Source organism: Erwinia amylovora, from assembly GCF_017161565.1.
GTDB classification, from domain to species: Bacteria; Pseudomonadota; Gammaproteobacteria; order Enterobacterales; family Enterobacteriaceae; genus Erwinia; species Erwinia amylovora.
Genome location: NZ_CP066796.1, coordinates 1,606,819 through 1,621,330, shown reverse-complemented (window position 1 = coordinate 1,621,330; position 14,512 = coordinate 1,606,819). Strand labels below are relative to the sequence as shown.

The 14,512-nt window shown below is 49.4% G+C and carries 19 protein-coding genes; 13 read left to right on the top strand and 6 right to left on the bottom strand.

From position 1 onward, the window contains the following. The first annotated feature begins 149 nt into the window (after positions 1-149). The 5 genes from JGC47_RS07580 (at position 150) to treA (ending at position 4,458) form a co-directional block, all read left to right on the top strand. Positions 150-704: a hypothetical protein gene (locus tag JGC47_RS07580; RefSeq protein ID WP_223386078.1), complete on the top strand. Its 555-nt coding sequence runs from the start codon at positions 150-152 to the stop codon at positions 702-704. A 108-nt stretch (positions 705-812) separates the two neighbouring features. Further along, positions 813-1,208: a DUF3142 domain-containing protein gene (locus JGC47_RS17605; protein ID WP_004157240.1), complete on the top strand. Its 396-nt coding sequence runs from the start codon at positions 813-815 to the stop codon at positions 1,206-1,208. Between the two features lie 16 nt (positions 1,209-1,224). Then, positions 1,225-1,428: a hypothetical protein gene (locus tag JGC47_RS17600; protein ID WP_004157235.1), complete on the top strand. Its 204-nt coding sequence runs from the start codon at positions 1,225-1,227 to the stop codon at positions 1,426-1,428. A 134-nt stretch (positions 1,429-1,562) separates the two neighbouring features. Beyond that, positions 1,563-2,492 carry an N-acetyl-gamma-glutamyl-phosphate reductase gene (argC, locus tag JGC47_RS07570; protein WP_004157233.1) on the top strand — a complete coding sequence of 310 codons (930 nt, stop codon included), beginning with the start codon at positions 1,563-1,565 and terminating at the stop codon, positions 2,490-2,492. A gap of 289 nt (positions 2,493-2,781) precedes the next feature. Further along, positions 2,782-4,458, top strand: coding sequence for an alpha,alpha-trehalase TreA (gene treA / locus JGC47_RS07565; RefSeq protein ID WP_004157232.1), 1,677 nt, complete (start codon positions 2,782-2,784; stop codon positions 4,456-4,458). Positions 4,459-4,541: 83 nt separating this feature from the next. On the opposite strand, the gene JGC47_RS07560 is transcribed toward treA, so the two are convergent. Continuing rightward, the gene (locus tag JGC47_RS07560; protein ID WP_004157230.1) at positions 4,542-4,790 is read right to left on the bottom strand and encodes a GlsB/YeaQ/YmgE family stress response membrane protein; all 249 of its coding nucleotides are present in this window, start codon (positions 4,788-4,790) and stop codon (positions 4,542-4,544) included. A gap of 236 nt (positions 4,791-5,026) precedes the next feature. Here JGC47_RS07560 and JGC47_RS07555 point away from each other — a divergent pair, with 236 nt between their 5' ends. Both JGC47_RS07555 and JGC47_RS07550 read left to right on the top strand, forming a co-directional pair. Beyond that, positions 5,027-5,302: a flagellar regulator YcgR PilZN domain-containing protein gene (locus JGC47_RS07555; protein ID WP_004157228.1), complete on the top strand. Its 276-nt coding sequence runs from the start codon at positions 5,027-5,029 to the stop codon at positions 5,300-5,302. Then, the gene (locus tag JGC47_RS07550) at positions 5,295-5,528 is read left to right on the top strand and encodes a hypothetical protein (RefSeq protein ID WP_223412683.1); all 234 of its coding nucleotides are present in this window, start codon (positions 5,295-5,297) and stop codon (positions 5,526-5,528) included. The genes JGC47_RS07555 and JGC47_RS07550 overlap by 8 nt, the downstream gene beginning before the upstream one ends. Positions 5,529-5,698: 170 nt before the next feature. Here JGC47_RS07550 and emtA read toward each other — a convergent pair whose 3' ends face one another. Further along, positions 5,699-6,334, bottom strand: a complete 636-nt coding sequence (gene emtA, locus JGC47_RS07545) for a membrane-bound lytic murein transglycosylase EmtA (protein WP_004157223.1) — start codon at positions 6,332-6,334, stop codon at positions 5,699-5,701. A 193-nt stretch (positions 6,335-6,527) separates the two neighbouring features. Here emtA and ldcA point away from each other — a divergent pair, with 193 nt between their 5' ends. From ldcA to JGC47_RS07530, 3 genes are all read left to right on the top strand, one after another. After that, positions 6,528-7,472, top strand: coding sequence for a muramoyltetrapeptide carboxypeptidase (gene ldcA, locus JGC47_RS07540; protein ID WP_004164200.1), 945 nt, complete (start codon positions 6,528-6,530; stop codon positions 7,470-7,472). Next, positions 7,469-8,143: an MBL fold metallo-hydrolase gene (locus JGC47_RS07535; RefSeq protein ID WP_004157221.1), complete on the top strand. Its 675-nt coding sequence runs from the start codon at positions 7,469-7,471 to the stop codon at positions 8,141-8,143. Before ldcA ends, JGC47_RS07535 begins: the two co-directional genes overlap by 4 nt. A 275-nt stretch (positions 8,144-8,418) precedes the next feature. After that, positions 8,419-8,664, top strand: coding sequence for a DinI-like family protein (locus tag JGC47_RS07530; RefSeq protein ID WP_004157220.1), 246 nt, complete (start codon positions 8,419-8,421; stop codon positions 8,662-8,664). Between the two features lie 272 nt (positions 8,665-8,936). Here the strand turns inward: JGC47_RS07530 and JGC47_RS07525 are convergent, their stop codons facing one another. The 3 genes from JGC47_RS07525 to JGC47_RS07515 form a co-directional block, all read right to left on the bottom strand. Further along, positions 8,937-9,116, bottom strand: coding sequence for a hypothetical protein (locus JGC47_RS07525; RefSeq protein WP_004157218.1), 180 nt, complete (start codon positions 9,114-9,116; stop codon positions 8,937-8,939). 241 nt (positions 9,117-9,357) lie between these two features. Continuing rightward, on the bottom strand, positions 9,358-9,645 hold the full coding sequence (locus JGC47_RS07520; RefSeq protein ID WP_004157217.1) for a phage holin family protein: 288 nt from the start codon (positions 9,643-9,645) through the stop codon (positions 9,358-9,360). Further along, positions 9,632-10,012: a putative holin gene (locus JGC47_RS07515; protein ID WP_004157215.1), complete on the bottom strand. Its 381-nt coding sequence runs from the start codon at positions 10,010-10,012 to the stop codon at positions 9,632-9,634. The genes JGC47_RS07520 and JGC47_RS07515 overlap by 14 nt, the downstream gene beginning before the upstream one ends. A gap of 379 nt (positions 10,013-10,391) precedes the next feature. Here JGC47_RS07515 and JGC47_RS07510 point away from each other — a divergent pair, with 379 nt between their 5' ends. From JGC47_RS07510 to JGC47_RS07500, 3 genes are all read left to right on the top strand, one after another. Beyond that, the gene (locus JGC47_RS07510) at positions 10,392-11,312 is read left to right on the top strand and encodes a GNAT family protein (RefSeq protein ID WP_004157207.1); all 921 of its coding nucleotides are present in this window, start codon (positions 10,392-10,394) and stop codon (positions 11,310-11,312) included. A 142-nt stretch (positions 11,313-11,454) separates the two neighbouring features. Beyond that, a complete protein-coding gene (locus JGC47_RS07505) occupies positions 11,455-12,105 on the top strand; it encodes a hypothetical protein (protein ID WP_162010770.1) in 651 nt (216 codons plus the stop codon). Between the two features lie 95 nt (positions 12,106-12,200). Beyond that, complete coding sequence (locus tag JGC47_RS07500; RefSeq protein WP_004157205.1) at positions 12,201-12,557, top strand: glycosyltransferase family 9 protein; 357 nt, start codon at positions 12,201-12,203, stop codon at positions 12,555-12,557. 687 nt (positions 12,558-13,244) lie between these two features. On the opposite strand, the gene icd is transcribed toward JGC47_RS07500, so the two are convergent. After that, a complete protein-coding gene (icd, locus tag JGC47_RS07495; protein ID WP_004157204.1) occupies positions 13,245-14,495 on the bottom strand; it encodes an NADP-dependent isocitrate dehydrogenase in 1,251 nt (416 codons plus the stop codon). Positions 14,496-14,512 lie beyond the last annotated feature (17 nt).

The window sequence follows — 14,512 nt, the reverse complement described above, 5'->3', positions numbered from 1 at the left end:
TTGCTTCATCAGACGGCTTCGGCTGCTTATGAGGTACAACCGGCTGTTATCCTATCAGCCCGCCGGTGCTGGACATCACTAACGACACCCGGGACAACCTGTGACGCCTCGCCAGCAAGAAAAAACAGCTCGACCTGCACACGATGCTGGTGAGGGATTTAACCGAACAACGTTACGCCGACTGGTTGCAGGATAAAGATTTAATTCGCTTTGTTGCTCACCCCTTGGTGGCACCAGCCTTTGACGATGTACAGCTGAACCACTTTGACTGGTCAGGAGCACAGGCAGCAACGGGCTATCGCTGCCCGCGACTTGAGGAGGTTGTCACCCGTCTGAGCCAAAAAGATGGCGACAGCCACGCGTTAAACTGCCCTGGCGAGTTCTTCCGCACCACATCGGTGAGGGTAAGCCTGTGGGCAGAAACCGGGGGCAACGGTGCGCTGGACAGCGTGGTGAAGGACGACCGCCCGCGCGGGCAACCCGATCGTCAGCATTATTACCGGCAGATCATTGTTAATAATAAAGCTGAAACCGCAGATCAAAGCTACGCGTTATACCGTGCCGTCATGTGTTATGCCCCGTCAGGATATCATGCCTGCGGCGGCAATGAAGTCAGCATAGCGCAGCGACAACGCTGGTTCAGTCAGTTGAAAAATGATTATCCAGGCAGTATATGGGCAAAAAAACTCAAATATTATTGGTGATCTGCCTTACTGGCGCACCGTACTGCTCACCGGCGCGCGCTTCAGCAGGTCAATGCCGGGGATTATCAGGCATTCTGGCTTTGGTCCGGAGTAAAACCCGGGGCAGAGATGCGTGCTGCCCGCACCGTTTATCTGCATCAGGGAGACGGGGTGCCCCGCCGGGGGCAAATAAAGTTCGAACCCCTTGGGTTGCCGGTTAGCCACTTAAATTTTCCGCAAATCTGGTTAACCGTACGTATCAACACGCTGGACATAGCCGATGAGATGTTGATGCGTATCATACGCCTGATGCAGCGCTGGCGACTGGGCGGAAATCATGTCATCGGCCTGCAAATCGATTTCGATGCCGCTACCTGGCGGCTCGAAGGCTACGGGCAATTTTTACAGCGGTTGAGAAACTTGATGCCTGCTGAATATGCGCTGGGGGTAACCGGCCTGCCGGACTGGGCTAAAACCGGTCATCTTGCCACGCTGAATGCCCTGCCGATCGTGAGCTGGTTGTGACCCGGGACGGCATACGGTGCCGAATTACGCCGATGACTTTCCAGCGCTGGCCAGACTGCGCATTCCCTTTCGACTGGGCGTTGTGCAGCACGGCCTGTGGCGGCAGCAGGACGAACAGCGTCTGGTCGCCTCCCCCTGGTATCGCGGCGTTGTCGCCTTTATGCTTCATTCTCGTCAACAGCCATTTCACGCCTTAAAAAATCGGGATCACGCGCGGTGAGGCGCTTACGCCTCTGGCAAGAAATGACTTTTTATGCAAAAAAAACAGATAATCAGTCATTATTTATTTACCCCGCGACCTAAATCTCGCATAATCTGATGCACTGTTTTTAATTACTCAAGGCTTAAACCGTAATGAGTCAGAAATATCGCGTGTTTATCGACGGCCAGGCAGGCACGACCGGATTGCAGATCCAGAAACGATTAGCCCGTCACCCTCAGATTGAAATGCTACAGATTGATGAAGCACAGCGCAAAGATGCCGCCGCCCGTCAGGCGCTGATGAAACAGGCTGATGTCAGTATCCTTTGCCTGCCGGATGCCGCGGCGCGGGAAGCGGTAGCGCTGGCCGACGAGGTGGGTGCACGCGTGCTGGATGCCAGTTCCGCTCACCGGGTGGATGCCGGCTGGGTATACGGCCTGCCAGAGCTTGCTCCTGAACAACGTGATAAAATCAGCGGCGCCAGCCATGTATCTAACCCGGGCTGTTATGCTACGGGGGCTATTGCCCTGCTGGCGCCACTGATTCGAAATGGTCTGTTGAAGCCAGACTGCCAGCTGGCAATCAACGCGATTTCCGGTTACAGCGGCGGCGGCAAGCAGATGATCGAGCGGTATTGCCAGGCGGGCACCGGTTATGCTGCTTACGGTCTGGACTTTGATCATAAACATATTAAAGAGATTAAGGCGTGGAGCGGTCTGAGTAGCCGGCCCATTTTACAACCTGCGGTCGGTGACTACGCACAGGGCATGCTGGTGTTCATCCCTTTAAATGGCATTGACAGCGAGCCGTTACAGCAGGCGCTGGCAGACTATTACGCCGGCCAACTGTTTATTAAGGTCAATCCCCTGAACGCCATGGATGAGCACAGCGCGCCCTATCTGCTGCCGGAAGCGCTGAATAATACCAATCAATTAGAGCTGTTCGTCTTCAGCCACCCACAGCAGCGTCAGTGCATTTTAGCATCACGGCTGGATAACCTGGGTAAAGGGGCTTCGGGTGCCGCCGTGCAGAACCTGAACCTGATGCTCGGTCTGGCAGAAGAGACCTGCGTTAACCTCTGAAGGGTTATGCGGGGGCCCTGGTCGTCCCCGCCGGCCTGTCGTCTTATTACCCCGCCGCGCTACTCCTGCGCCAATGAGCAACAGCGACTGACAACGCTGAAAAAGTGTCTCTGAAGTCAAATCACTCGTCCGGGCCGCCATTTCAGCCTGAGTCACCCTACTAAAGGTCGCAAAATCCCTCCCTGATTCACACTTTGTCGTTCCCACGACGTCCGATTGCCACAGATGGTTTAAGGTTCTGTATATGCTTAATAACATTCAAAACCGACATATAAATGGAGAGTACCCGATGAGAATACCTTCCAGGCATCAATTGCATATTCCCCTTTTTGCCCCTCTGCTGCTGGCTGGCGCATTAGTGGCCAGCTGTGCCGTCCAGGCGCAAGAAGGTCAGCAGCTTTTCAATAATCACCTTCAGCCGCCCGATGTACGGCTGGGGCCACTGTTTGCTGCGGTGCAGGCGGCAAACCTCTATCCCGACCAGAAAACCTTTGCCGATGCCGTCCCCAATAACGATCCAACATTAATTCTTAGCGACTGGCAGATGCAGAAAATGCAGCAGAATTTCGATCTTAAGCATTTCATAGCCGCCAATTTTACCCTGCCCGTCACTGGTGAAACTTATGTTTCACCGCCTGGCCAAAGCCTGCGTGCTCATATTAATGCCCTGTGGCCGATACTCACACGCTCATCACAGGCGAAAAATCAGTGGGATTCACTACTGCCCTTGCCTAATCCCTATGTGGTACCCGGCGGCCGTTTTCGCGAGGTTTATTACTGGGATAGCTATTTCACTATGCTGGGGCTGGCGGAAAGTGGTCACTGGGATCGGGTGCAGGATATGGTGGATAACTTCGCCTATCAGTTGGATCAATATGGACATATTCCTAACGGGAACCGCAATTACTATCTTAGCCGTTCGCAGCCGCCTTTCTTCAGCATGATGGTTGATCTACTGGCGCGGCACGGCGGTGACAAAATATACAGCCATTATCTGCCGCAGTTGGAAAAAGAGTATCACTATTGGATGGCTGGCACAGACAGCAAACAGCTGCAGGCCGGTAGCGCGATCCAGCGCGTAGTGAAGTTACCCGACGGCACGTTGCTGAATCGCTACTGGGATGAGCGCGAGGTGCCGCGCACGGAATCATGGATGGACGACATCACCACTGCACAGAAAGTGACAGGCCACGATAAAGCACAGCTGTACCGTGATTTGCGCGCCGGAGCAGCGTCCGGTTGGGATTTCAGTTCGCGCTGGCTCGATAAACCGGACGATCTCGCGACCATTCGCACCACGAAAATTCTGCCGGTCGATCTCAATGCGCTCATTTACCACCTGGAAATCACTCTTGCACGCGCCAGCAAAATAGCCAATAACCCTGCTGCAAGCCAACATTATCAGCAGCAGGCCGAACGGCGAAAAACCGCTATCGGCCGCTATCTGTGGGATGAAAAACAGGGCTGGTACGCCGATTACGACTGGCAGAGAGCCAGGGTGCGCCCACAGCTGACCGCCGCCGCATTATTCCCGCTGTATGTGCAGGCAGCGACTGACGAACGGGCACGCCAAACCGCCAACGCCGTCGACAAGCACCTGCTGAAAGAAGGTGGGCTGGTCACCACCATGGTAAAAACCGACCAACAGTGGGATGCGCCTAATGGCTGGGCGCCATTGCAATGGGTTGCCGTCGAGGGGTTGAACCAATACGGTCAACAGCAGCTGGCGAAAGACATTGCCCTGCGTTTCCTGAACAGCGTACAGGCAACCTATGATAATGAGCACAAGCTGGTAGAAAAATACGTGGTTGAGGGCAAAGCGCGAGCCGACGGTGGAGAGTATCCGCTGCAGGATGGATTTGGCTGGACTAACGCGGTGGCGCTGAAACTGATGGATCTCTACTGCCCACAAGGCGTGGCCTGTAACAATGCAGGCGATCTTAACGGCGGCAAAACAAATCAGTAATCGCGGTTTGCCCCCGCAATAAGGGAAGATGACCAAAAAAAGGGAGGCTTAAGCCTCCCTCTAATTCATGCAGCAGCTCGAAATCAGCTACGCACTTTGCGATAAATCCACAGCACCACGATGGCACCAATTATCGCGACCACGAAACTGCCGAAGTTAAAACCGTCTACCCGGCCAAAACCAAAGAATGTACTGATCCAGCCACCAACGACCGCACCAATCACTCCCAGAATCACAGTGATAAACAGCCCGCCGCCATCTTTACCTGGCATAATCCACTTGGCAATAATACCTGCGATCAAACCAAAGATGATCCACGAAAGAATACCCATTAAAAACTCCTTAAGATTTACTGATTAAACTCGTCACCCTACAGGACGCAGTAAGTATAGGCGATGTTTCTAACTCTGTGATTTAAATCTAAAGTATCTTACTAATTCGGCAAATTTGCTGTAAAGCCATTACCAGCTAAGCCGACAGGCGTTACTGAACCATAGTGAGGACTTCGACAGGAGCGGACGTGGAGCAGGGCGATTAAGGGCAGTATTTAAAACAGGGGACGCTGGCAGTGCTGCGAGATCGGCTACGTAATCAGACGCCAATACGAGTTTCACATCAGCCCGGTCAGTTTATTACCCGACTGCTGTATACAGATATATCCGGTATGGTCATCAATTTGAGCAGGCATGACGATGATAATCAGTTGGCAAAAGAGGCGTATCGCCTTCACATCATTACTGAAACCAGTGGGGCGTGGACCGGATTGTTTACCGACTCATTAGCGATGAGTGTATATGAGGGGTTGCCAGCTTCACAAGCACATTACCCGACCCGCTTTGGATGATTCATTTTTCCGCGTCAGTGCGCCTGCCAACCCGGTCTTTTACAGCTATATGGCGTGGCCGGATGGATCTGGTGAGGGGCGCCTGCGTTTGCAGCATATCGCTATCGGCGGCATCGCGGCGCTTTCTGACGGCACCGTTCCCGACTCATTGAAATGCGGTGACAGCATCAAAACCTTCGCCTTGAGATGGGCGAATAGGGTCGTTTCGTGGTTGATGTACGGCTGATATCCATTTACAACCACAGCGAAGTCGGGGGTAAATGTGAAACTATCGTCACCTCGCGGCTGAGTCTGCGTTTTATTTATCTCAATGCCGTACAGGAGCGTGAATGACAGCAGGTCATATTCTCAATGAAACGGCTGGCCAAGGATAAAGCCAACCGTTAAGAGTAAAGGTTAGATAGTACGGTAGACGGTAGTCACTTTCCACAAATAGCGCGGGGCCTGAGCTGCCGGATGTTTTGTCTGCACGTGCTGGTAAAAATCTTCAGGACTCATGGCATTAATCATTGCAATCGCCTCGTCACGATCGCTTGCGAAGGTGCGCAGAAGCGCACCTGCTCCATTAGCATAAGACACAATGGTCGCATAGCGCAGCGTTTCAGGGTCGCGTATGCCAGCCAACTGCTGCTGCTGCAAAATACGCAGATAGGCGGTGCCAATATTAATATTCTTGACCGGATCTCGCAGTTCGGCGTTTGTTGGCTCACCTCCCCGACCTTGTGCACGATAAACTTCGCGACCTGCCGTTGAAGCTTTAATCTGCATCAATCCAATAGCATTCGATTTACTGACTACCGTCGGATTGCCCCCCGATTCAACCGTGATAATTGCCTCGACAAGTTTTTGTTCCACTCCGTTTCGCTGCGCTGCCTGTTCCGTCACCATTGACCAGGATGACGCTACCGTTGCCGGAGACGCCTGAGTTAATGCCTTATTGGGCTTAAGACCGCTGCTATTTTCATGCTTACCGGCACAGCCTGCCAACATGACTGTTGCGACAAGTGCCGCGATTCCCACGCTTTTACTCACGCTGTTTTATCCTCTTTGTCTTGGCTTAGCATCTATCATACGGTGAACCCGCCCTCAGAAAATTACCATTAATCTTAATTTATGCTTTGGCAGGATGACTTCTCTGCTTCGATTCGTCATCATCGACCGCAATTGGACAGCACTGAGCGGTAAACACTCCACCGCGGTGATAAAAATCGTTTCAGGGAGCATTATGCACATCACGCCACGCACTATTCATCTGGTTGCCCCTTCCGGCTACTGCCAAAATCAGTCAGCTGCGGCACGCGGTATCGCCCGCCTGCAGGCTCTTGGCCACAGGGTTGAAAATAGCGGCATCATTACCCGACGCGATCGGCGCTTCGCCGGTAATGATAACCAGCGCCTGCAGGATATCAACGAGCTGGCGCAGCTGGATACGCTGCCGGATATTGTGCTGGCGGTGCGCGGCGGCTACGGTGCCAGTCGTCTGTTATCGAATATCGACTATGCCGCGCTACGCCAGCGCCTGCATGCTGCACCGTTGGCTATTTGTGGCCACAGTGACTTCACCGCCATTCAGCTGGCCCTGCTGGCACAAAGTGGCTTGCAAAGCTTTAGTGCGCCGATGCTGGCTGGTAATTTTGGCGCTGAAGTTGTGTCTGAATTTACCATTAACCATTTCTGGCAGGCGCTGACAACGCCTGAAATAACGCTTGAATGGGCAACTTCTCCGCAGCAACTTCAGGTCAGTGGCATCGTGTGGGGAGGTAACCTGGCAATGATTGCAGCGCTGATTGGTACTCCCTGGATGCCCGATATCCAACAGGGCATTTTGGTGATTGAGGATGTCAACGAATCCCCTTTCCGCATTGAACGTATGCTGCTTCAGCTGCACCATAGCGGCATTCTGGCCCGTCAGCGTGCCATCGTTACCGGCAGCTTTAGCGGAAAAACCTCGCCCGCATACGACAGCGGCTACGATTTCCACAGTGTCTGGAACCTGATTCGCGATCTGACCGGTCTACCCGTGGTAAACGGGCTGGCATTTGGACACGATGCCGACACCGTCACGCTGCCAGTTGGCGCGCACGGTTTGCTGAGGGTTCATGAAACATCCGCTACCCTGCAGCTATCAGCATATCCTGTGCTGCGCCCGTTGCCAGGAGATCGGGCATGAAGCAGTTATATGAAGATCTGTGGATTTCCACTCCTGAGGTTACCCTCAATAAACATGAGCCAGATCTAATGATGCACGGTTTCTTATTGCAGCATTTACGCGGCAACATACTGATATCGCGCGTGGAGAATCCAGAAGATCACGATTTTATTGCCGAACGCGGCGGCATTATCCGCCATTACCTGACTCACTGGCATGAAGCAGGACCGGCAACGCATCAACTACAGTGTCGCTTTAACAGTGCTTTATACTGTCATGTACGCGCGATTGGCCATGTCAGCCGCTATGCCGAAGCAGATGCTACGTTTAATAGCGCTGAAGTCCACTGTGGTAGTTTTCATGTAGTGCCAACGCCAGGACATACCCCCGGCAGCTCCAGCTATCTTTACGCTTCACCCTACGGCAAGACCTATTTGTTCGTCGGTGACACCGTCACGCTTTCACACCAGCGCTGGGTAACAGTACGCGCCGCGGAAAGTAACACGCGTGCACTGCGTCAGACGCTGAAATTTTATCGCGCACTCCGTCCGGACGTTGTCCTGATGAGCACCACGGTGGGGCGCCAGGGCTGGCACGAAGTCGATTTGCGCCAGTGGCTGGCACTGCTTGACGATGCAGAAAATAACCCGATTGATCTGTGCCTTATCTCGGCATCTAACGACGGGGGCTAAGTTAAATCCGGCCATCACCCCACCCGCATTAATTGACATTGGGCTTTTTAACCTTCACCCGGCAATACATGTTTCATATTTCCCCATCAAAATTCAAGTTATGGCAGCCGGCACGGCCTGTGAGCGTTTTCCAAAGTGCGCTTGATTGCCCCTGTTACTAGCCAGCAGTAGAATTACAACGTTACGGCTCTGCACTGTATGAAATTTTAAAAAAAAATTTATTGAACCTGGCAGCATATGCCTGTATTTTTATACAGTAAAAATAAGGAGCAAAAATGTTCGTTGAATTGATCTATGACAAACGCAACGTGGCCGGACTGCCTAATGCTGAACAGCTAATTCTTAACGAGTTGGAAAAACGGGTTCAGCGCGTATTCCCGGATGCGCAGGTCAAAGTAAAACCCATGCAGGCTAATGGTGTTAAAACCGATGCCAGCAAAAGTGATAAATCCACCCTGCTGCGTATTATAGAAGAGATGTTTGAAGAAACCGATCAGTGGCTGGTGATGGCAGAGTTTTAATTTTGCAGGCGCGGGGGCTTTCAACATGGATCGGCATGAGTGAACATGCTGCGCTAACATGTAAGAGCTAGCTGCCACTTATAGCCATTGTTTTCATAACGATGGTTTGTAAATTGATTAGCGTGACGGCACCGTGCCACTCCCGGCAACTTTTGGACAAAAATAGTTAACTTGCCGGGCGAAAGTTCTCTGTGAATGGTTGTGCAGATATTCACGCATCAAATTTGGCTCGCTCTTAAGCCCGCCGGGTTAACTGAGATTGACTCCACGACTTACATCCCCTGGCCCATCATGACGACGGCGATAATTGGTGGCGGTATCTGCCCTTCTATATGGCCAGCAGGAGCGATTTTTTTCGCCTCATCAAGCCATTTTGAATCATATTCACCTGCCACCGTTTCTGCCAGAATGCTCTTCTGGTTTGCTCTCTTTATGCTATTCAACGGATCCATGCATCGTTACTATACACTCCGCTTTCATAGCGAAGGCCGCCAATTGTTTATTGCCGCTTCATCCTTAAATGCTGCGTGAATAGGTGGCAATTTGGGTTACCCCTGTTAAATAACCAGGCGATCCTTACCAGTAGATTGGAAAAAATTTCGGCTGCAATCATACAAATTTTAGCCATTTTATTTTTTTTCCGCATCTAACGGCAATGAGCCACTTTGAGTGTTGGGCTTGCGGGTAGTTTATCTATCGTCGGGGCCGAAGTACGGCAAAAACCAGCGCCACGTTTCCTTTAGCCCGATGTACCGCCGCACAAAGGATGAGGTTGATTATCACAACGGCCCAATGCGTGTGTCTGTAACTATCAAACAGAAAACGAAAGGGTACCGAAGCATAGGCCAGAATAATCAGATAGGCCAGCCACGATGCCCAGCAGTGGTGTTTACCGCCGGGTTTACAGAAAAACATTAAGCGAAGTACAATTGCCGTACACAGCATGACATTAAAAATAACCATTAAATCACTTATTACCATGAGGGCCTCCTTTTAATCGGGTAAACCAGGTTGCTGGATCCTGCTGGCTGAAAAAAGTCAGCGTTTTGATGGCCAATGCCGAAAGTATTACGGCGCCCAACCCGTCAAGCGACTGGTCGCTGTACCCAAGTATTTGCTCAAGCTTCGTACCGACCAGCCCGGCACCATAGACGCCAACTATCCACGACACCAGAAAGTAGGCGGCACGCCTGATGACCTTCATATATGCCGCAGTGGCAACATAAAAGACCGCTCCGGCGAAAGCGCCAAAAAAAATACAATAGTCAGCGCTGCCTGTATCCCCAACAGCACTGACGACAGCCGTCATCAGACTACCCTGACTTGATGTAAGAATTGATGTAGACATACTGCCCCCTTTACTCTTCCAGAAAACTTATTCCGGGATAAAAAAACCCCGGCTTATGCCAGGGCTGGTAGCGATAATCATTTCCATGTGAAACCGCCATTTTGCTAACATTACATCGCAATTTGCGTACGCGTGAGCCTGGCAAAAAAATTTTTTTCAATCGGTGCTCATCAGCAGATTTGTATGTTTATTTGCGTTAAGATTTTATATTGCACTAACTTGCAGCGTTAAGAGTGACGAGTATTTGCTTTAAGCTTGATTCAAAGGTGGATTAGCCTGAATAAATATATTCTTTAAGGTTCATATTCGACATTATCCACGCTGGAAGTTATTGCATTTTATTGTATGATTGGCTTTTGTTTTTTAAGAAAAAAATTCAATGTTAAAAAAATTAACTTGTTTTCTGTCAGGATGGAAACACGGCACGGCAGATGATTATAATTTATGCTATAACCTGTATGGGGGCAGCTTCATGACCCATCCTGATGTGCTTTCTTTTTTAGAAAATCGTCTGGATTTCAGGTCAACCTACTTTGTTAAACGTGACAAAAACGAAAAACTCTTAGGGGGACTCTGCACATGGAATAAACGCAATTTTGCCGCAACGGATAAGGATGCTCAAAGAGCTGGCATTGATTTCTATCCATTTAATAAGGATGAAATCATATTACCTTTATGTCCTGATTTAAAAACATCTTTACCTTTCAAAACCAAGATCCTGTCCTGCATAAACTGCGGTAACACCAGAAATGCAACCCTAAATTATAACAGTCAACGTTCCATCTGTCTGGCTAAGGGCTGTGGTGAAGGGGGTTATTCATCGTCAACAAAAAGCAGTCGGCGCAGAGAGCTAAAGCGATTTCTGAATGCAGGAGGAGAGTTTGTCGAACAATCACATTTTTCACCTGAACAACTCACCTTAATCTACTGCGATCTGTTTGAAAAACGATGGGGACGTAAACCGGGTAACAAGTCAGAAATGATTGATATGATCAGTTCTTTGCGAGAAATGTTCTTCGGATATGTATTGTTATTTGATGGAAAACCCTGTGCATTTCAACTGATTACTAAAGCAGAAAGCCCAAAATGGATATGTTTTGATTATGTCAATGGTGGATTTGACCGTTTACATGATTCATTCTGTCCGGGAACCATTGTTACCTGGCTAAATGTTAATTCAGCATATGATTTAAGCTCATCGATGGGTAAGACAATGCGCTATTCTTTTGGCAAGCCAACAGCAGGCTACAAGGAAAGATGGTGCTATCGCTCTCCGCTGGGCCGTGTAGTTGCGGCATAAGTCGTATACTATGCCGGGTATCCCCCGGCTTCAATGCTCAGATAGTGATGTTTTAAGAAAATGCTCACTCAGCATGCTCTCTTCTAATCATGAGTGCTATATTTAATCTAAATTTAAGATACTTTTAATATTGGAGTCTGACTTGAAATTGATGCGCAAAATTCATATTTTCAAAAATGTCGCCAGATCAAAAGGTAAAAACTTTGCCATAAAATTAGCACGTCTGAGCATGACAAAATTTTTCCACAAAACAAAGTTGAGGGCATCCGATCGCGTTGCCCTATTCTTGATGCCGACAAAAGGTATTGGCGACGGAATAATTTTTACAGGCTTATTCAAGGCAATGAATGACTCTGGTTATAAGGTGTATGTTTTATCCAGAAAGGACAATTCCTTCTTCTACAGTAAAAACACAGATATTTCAGGAGTTATTGATTATGATCTTAACAGCGGAGTGACCCGACAGGATATTGTGGATCAGGTCGGATTTAATGATTTTGACATCCTAATTGAAATGTATGGAGACACTGCGCCTGTTGTTCATCGCGTCAATGCAATGGCTGCCATCAATGCCAGGCACAGATTGGGCTTCAACGGTGATGGGATATTACGCGCATGCATGGATCATGTTTTAGAGTATTCTGAACTTGACAAACACCTTAGCCATCGTGGTACATATTTGATGCAATACTTATCCATTAATGGAAACTTACCCGGCTACCAGATACATCTTAGTGAAATTGACAGACAGCTCGCTTCCGGGCTTTTAAACAAGTTTGAAAAAACTTCATAATTGCATTTAACCCATTTGCTTCCAGTGTGCGCCGGAGCCTGTCTGATATACAGATTAGGTTGGTAATTAATACTCTCGCCGAATTTGAAGATGTTGTGACAATTGTAATTGGTGAAAAACAAAAAATCCAGGCGCTTAATATCCTGGAAAACGACAGGTTAATCATTAACAGAATTGAATCATTCCATGGCGCCTGCGCGATCATCGAATTATCTGATATGGTAGTGACATCAGAAACATCTTTTGTTCATGTTTCTAACGCATTCCGCAAAAGAATGCTTTGCCTCTACGGAAGTGAGCATATGGAAGAGTTCGATAATAATATTAATTTCGGCCCCAATTACGCCGGGGCCACGCAAATATTTCACCCGAATAGAGATGCCGTGGCGGATATTGATCCACAAATAATTATCAGCACTTTGAGATCAATGGTTGCGGAATTAAAGCAATAAACGTGCATGGCATCTACCGGTATCGTATAAGCCAGCACTGAATGGTGATGATAAGGCGCATCAAATCTACGTTAAAGCCTATAGCGTCCGCGTCATAAGTCTGAAATGATAGTGCATGCAGTGGTTACCCCTGTATGCATTCCGGGATCATATTAGCCGCCCCCAACCAGGCCATACATTACGGCAGATTATGGCAATTCAATATTTACCCGCGAAAATTACTTTTTTGCCACATGCCAGTTAATATGAAATATTAAACTACTAAGAAAATCTACTTTATTAGCGTGAGTCAGCTCCCGGTCCCGGGAAAATATTGTTTTCCTTTAATCTGTTCAACCTTCCAGCAAACGCCATAATGACAACGTTCAACAGGCCAGAGACCTGAGTGGTATAAACCAGCTATTCGGTAACGCGCCGACTTTCCATAAGCATCGCCCCCTGTCTGAACGTCTGTACCGGGGACAGCGGCTGGATACGCATAAAGCTACCAGGCCATAAATCACAAAAAATGACGGACAAATATAATGAGGATCGCGGGAAAGAGTGGGTGGTTATTGCCGTTAAATCCCGACTTTTTATTTTCAGTTTTGGGGAAGGGTTTTGCAGAAGTTTTGAGGAAAGATTAGGAGATCTAAAAGCCAACATAAATTTAACATTATATGTTGGCTGTTTGTTACAAAAACCAGGTTACATATGCGTAATCATCGCATCGCCAAACTCTGACGATTTCAACAGCTTAGCGCCGTCCATCAGTCGTTCAAAGTCATAGGTCACGGTTTTCGCGGCAATCGCGCCTTCCATGCCTTTAACGATCAGGTCGGCCGCTTCGAACCAGCCCATATGACGCAGCATCATCTCTGCCGACAGGATCACTGAACCAGGGTTCACCTTATCCTGGCCGGCATATTTAGGTGCAGTACCGTGGGTAGCTTCGAACAGTGCACATTCGTCACCGATATTCGCTCCCGGTGCAATACCGATCCCACCAACCTGAGCTGCCAGCGCATCAGAAATGTAGTCACCGTTAAGGTTCATACAGGCAATAACATCATACTCGGCCGGGCGCAGCAGGATCTGCTGAAGGAAAGCGTCTGCGATTACGTCTTTGATCACAATTTCTTTACCGGTGTTCGGGTTGCTAATTGTCAGCCATGGGCCACCATCAATTGGCTCGCCGCCGAACTCATCTTTGGCCAACTGGTAACCCCAGTCTTTGAAAGCGCCTTCGGTGAACTTCATGATGTTGCCTTTATGGACCAGGGTGACCGAGTCACGGTCATTATCGATTGCGTATTCGATAGCAGCGCGAACCAGACGCTTGGTGCCAGCTTCCGAGCAAGGCTTAACGCCAATGCCGCACTGCTCAGGGAAACGTATCTTCTTCACGCCCATTTCGTCGCGCAGGAACTTGATCACTTTATCCGCTTCAGGCGTACCCGCTTTCCATTCGATACCGGCATAGATGTCTTCGGCATTCTCGCGGAAAATCACCATATCGGTATCTTGCGGACGTTTTACCGGGCTTGGCGTGCCGGTGTAATAGCGTACTGGACGCAGGCAGATATAGAGATCCAGCTGCTGGCGCAGTGCAACATTGAGGGATCGAATACCGCCGCCTACCGGGGTGGTCAGTGGACCTTTAATGGCAACGCGGTATTCTTTAATCAGGTCGAGGGTTTCTTCTGGCAGCCAGACATCCTGGCCATAAAGCGCTACCGACTTCTCACCGGTGTAGATTTCCATCCAGGAAATTTTACGCTCACCGCCATAAGCTTTTTGCACGGCGGCGTCAACGACTTTGATCATCACCGGAGACACATCAACGCCAATGCCATCACCTTCGATAAACGGGATGATTGGATTATCAGGTACGTTGAGTTTTCCCTGGTCCAGGGTGATTTTCTGACCTTCCGCCGGAACAACTACTTTGCTTTCCATTAACCTCTCCTTCGAGC

Bases quoted from the DNA above. Each gene is read 5' to 3' on its own strand.
- JGC47_RS17605 (WP_004157240.1), top strand. From the start codon at position 813: ATGCGTGCTGCCCGCACCGTTTATCTGCATCAGGGAGACGGGGTGCCC.
- argC (WP_004157233.1), top strand. From the start codon at position 1,563: ATGAGTCAGAAATATCGCGTGTTTATCGACGGCCAGGCAGGCACGACC.
- treA (WP_004157232.1), top strand. From the start codon at position 2,782: ATGAGAATACCTTCCAGGCATCAATTGCATATTCCCCTTTTTGCCCCT.
- JGC47_RS07560 (WP_004157230.1), bottom strand. From the start codon at position 4,790: ATGGGTATTCTTTCGTGGATCATCTTTGGTTTGATCGCAGGTATTATT.
- ldcA (WP_004164200.1), top strand. From the start codon at position 6,528: ATGCACATCACGCCACGCACTATTCATCTGGTTGCCCCTTCCGGCTAC.
- JGC47_RS07535 (WP_004157221.1), top strand. From the start codon at position 7,469: ATGAAGCAGTTATATGAAGATCTGTGGATTTCCACTCCTGAGGTTACC.
- JGC47_RS07530 (WP_004157220.1), top strand. From the start codon at position 8,419: ATGTTCGTTGAATTGATCTATGACAAACGCAACGTGGCCGGACTGCCT.
- JGC47_RS07525 (WP_004157218.1), bottom strand. From the start codon at position 9,116: ATGGATCCGTTGAATAGCATAAAGAGAGCAAACCAGAAGAGCATTCTG.
- JGC47_RS07520 (WP_004157217.1), bottom strand. From the start codon at position 9,645: ATGGTAATAAGTGATTTAATGGTTATTTTTAATGTCATGCTGTGTACG.
- JGC47_RS07515 (WP_004157215.1), bottom strand. From the start codon at position 10,012: ATGTCTACATCAATTCTTACATCAAGTCAGGGTAGTCTGATGACGGCT.
- JGC47_RS07510 (WP_004157207.1), top strand. From the start codon at position 10,392: ATGTTAAAAAAATTAACTTGTTTTCTGTCAGGATGGAAACACGGCACG.
- icd (WP_004157204.1), bottom strand. From the start codon at position 14,495: ATGGAAAGCAAAGTAGTTGTTCCGGCGGAAGGTCAGAAAATCACCCTG.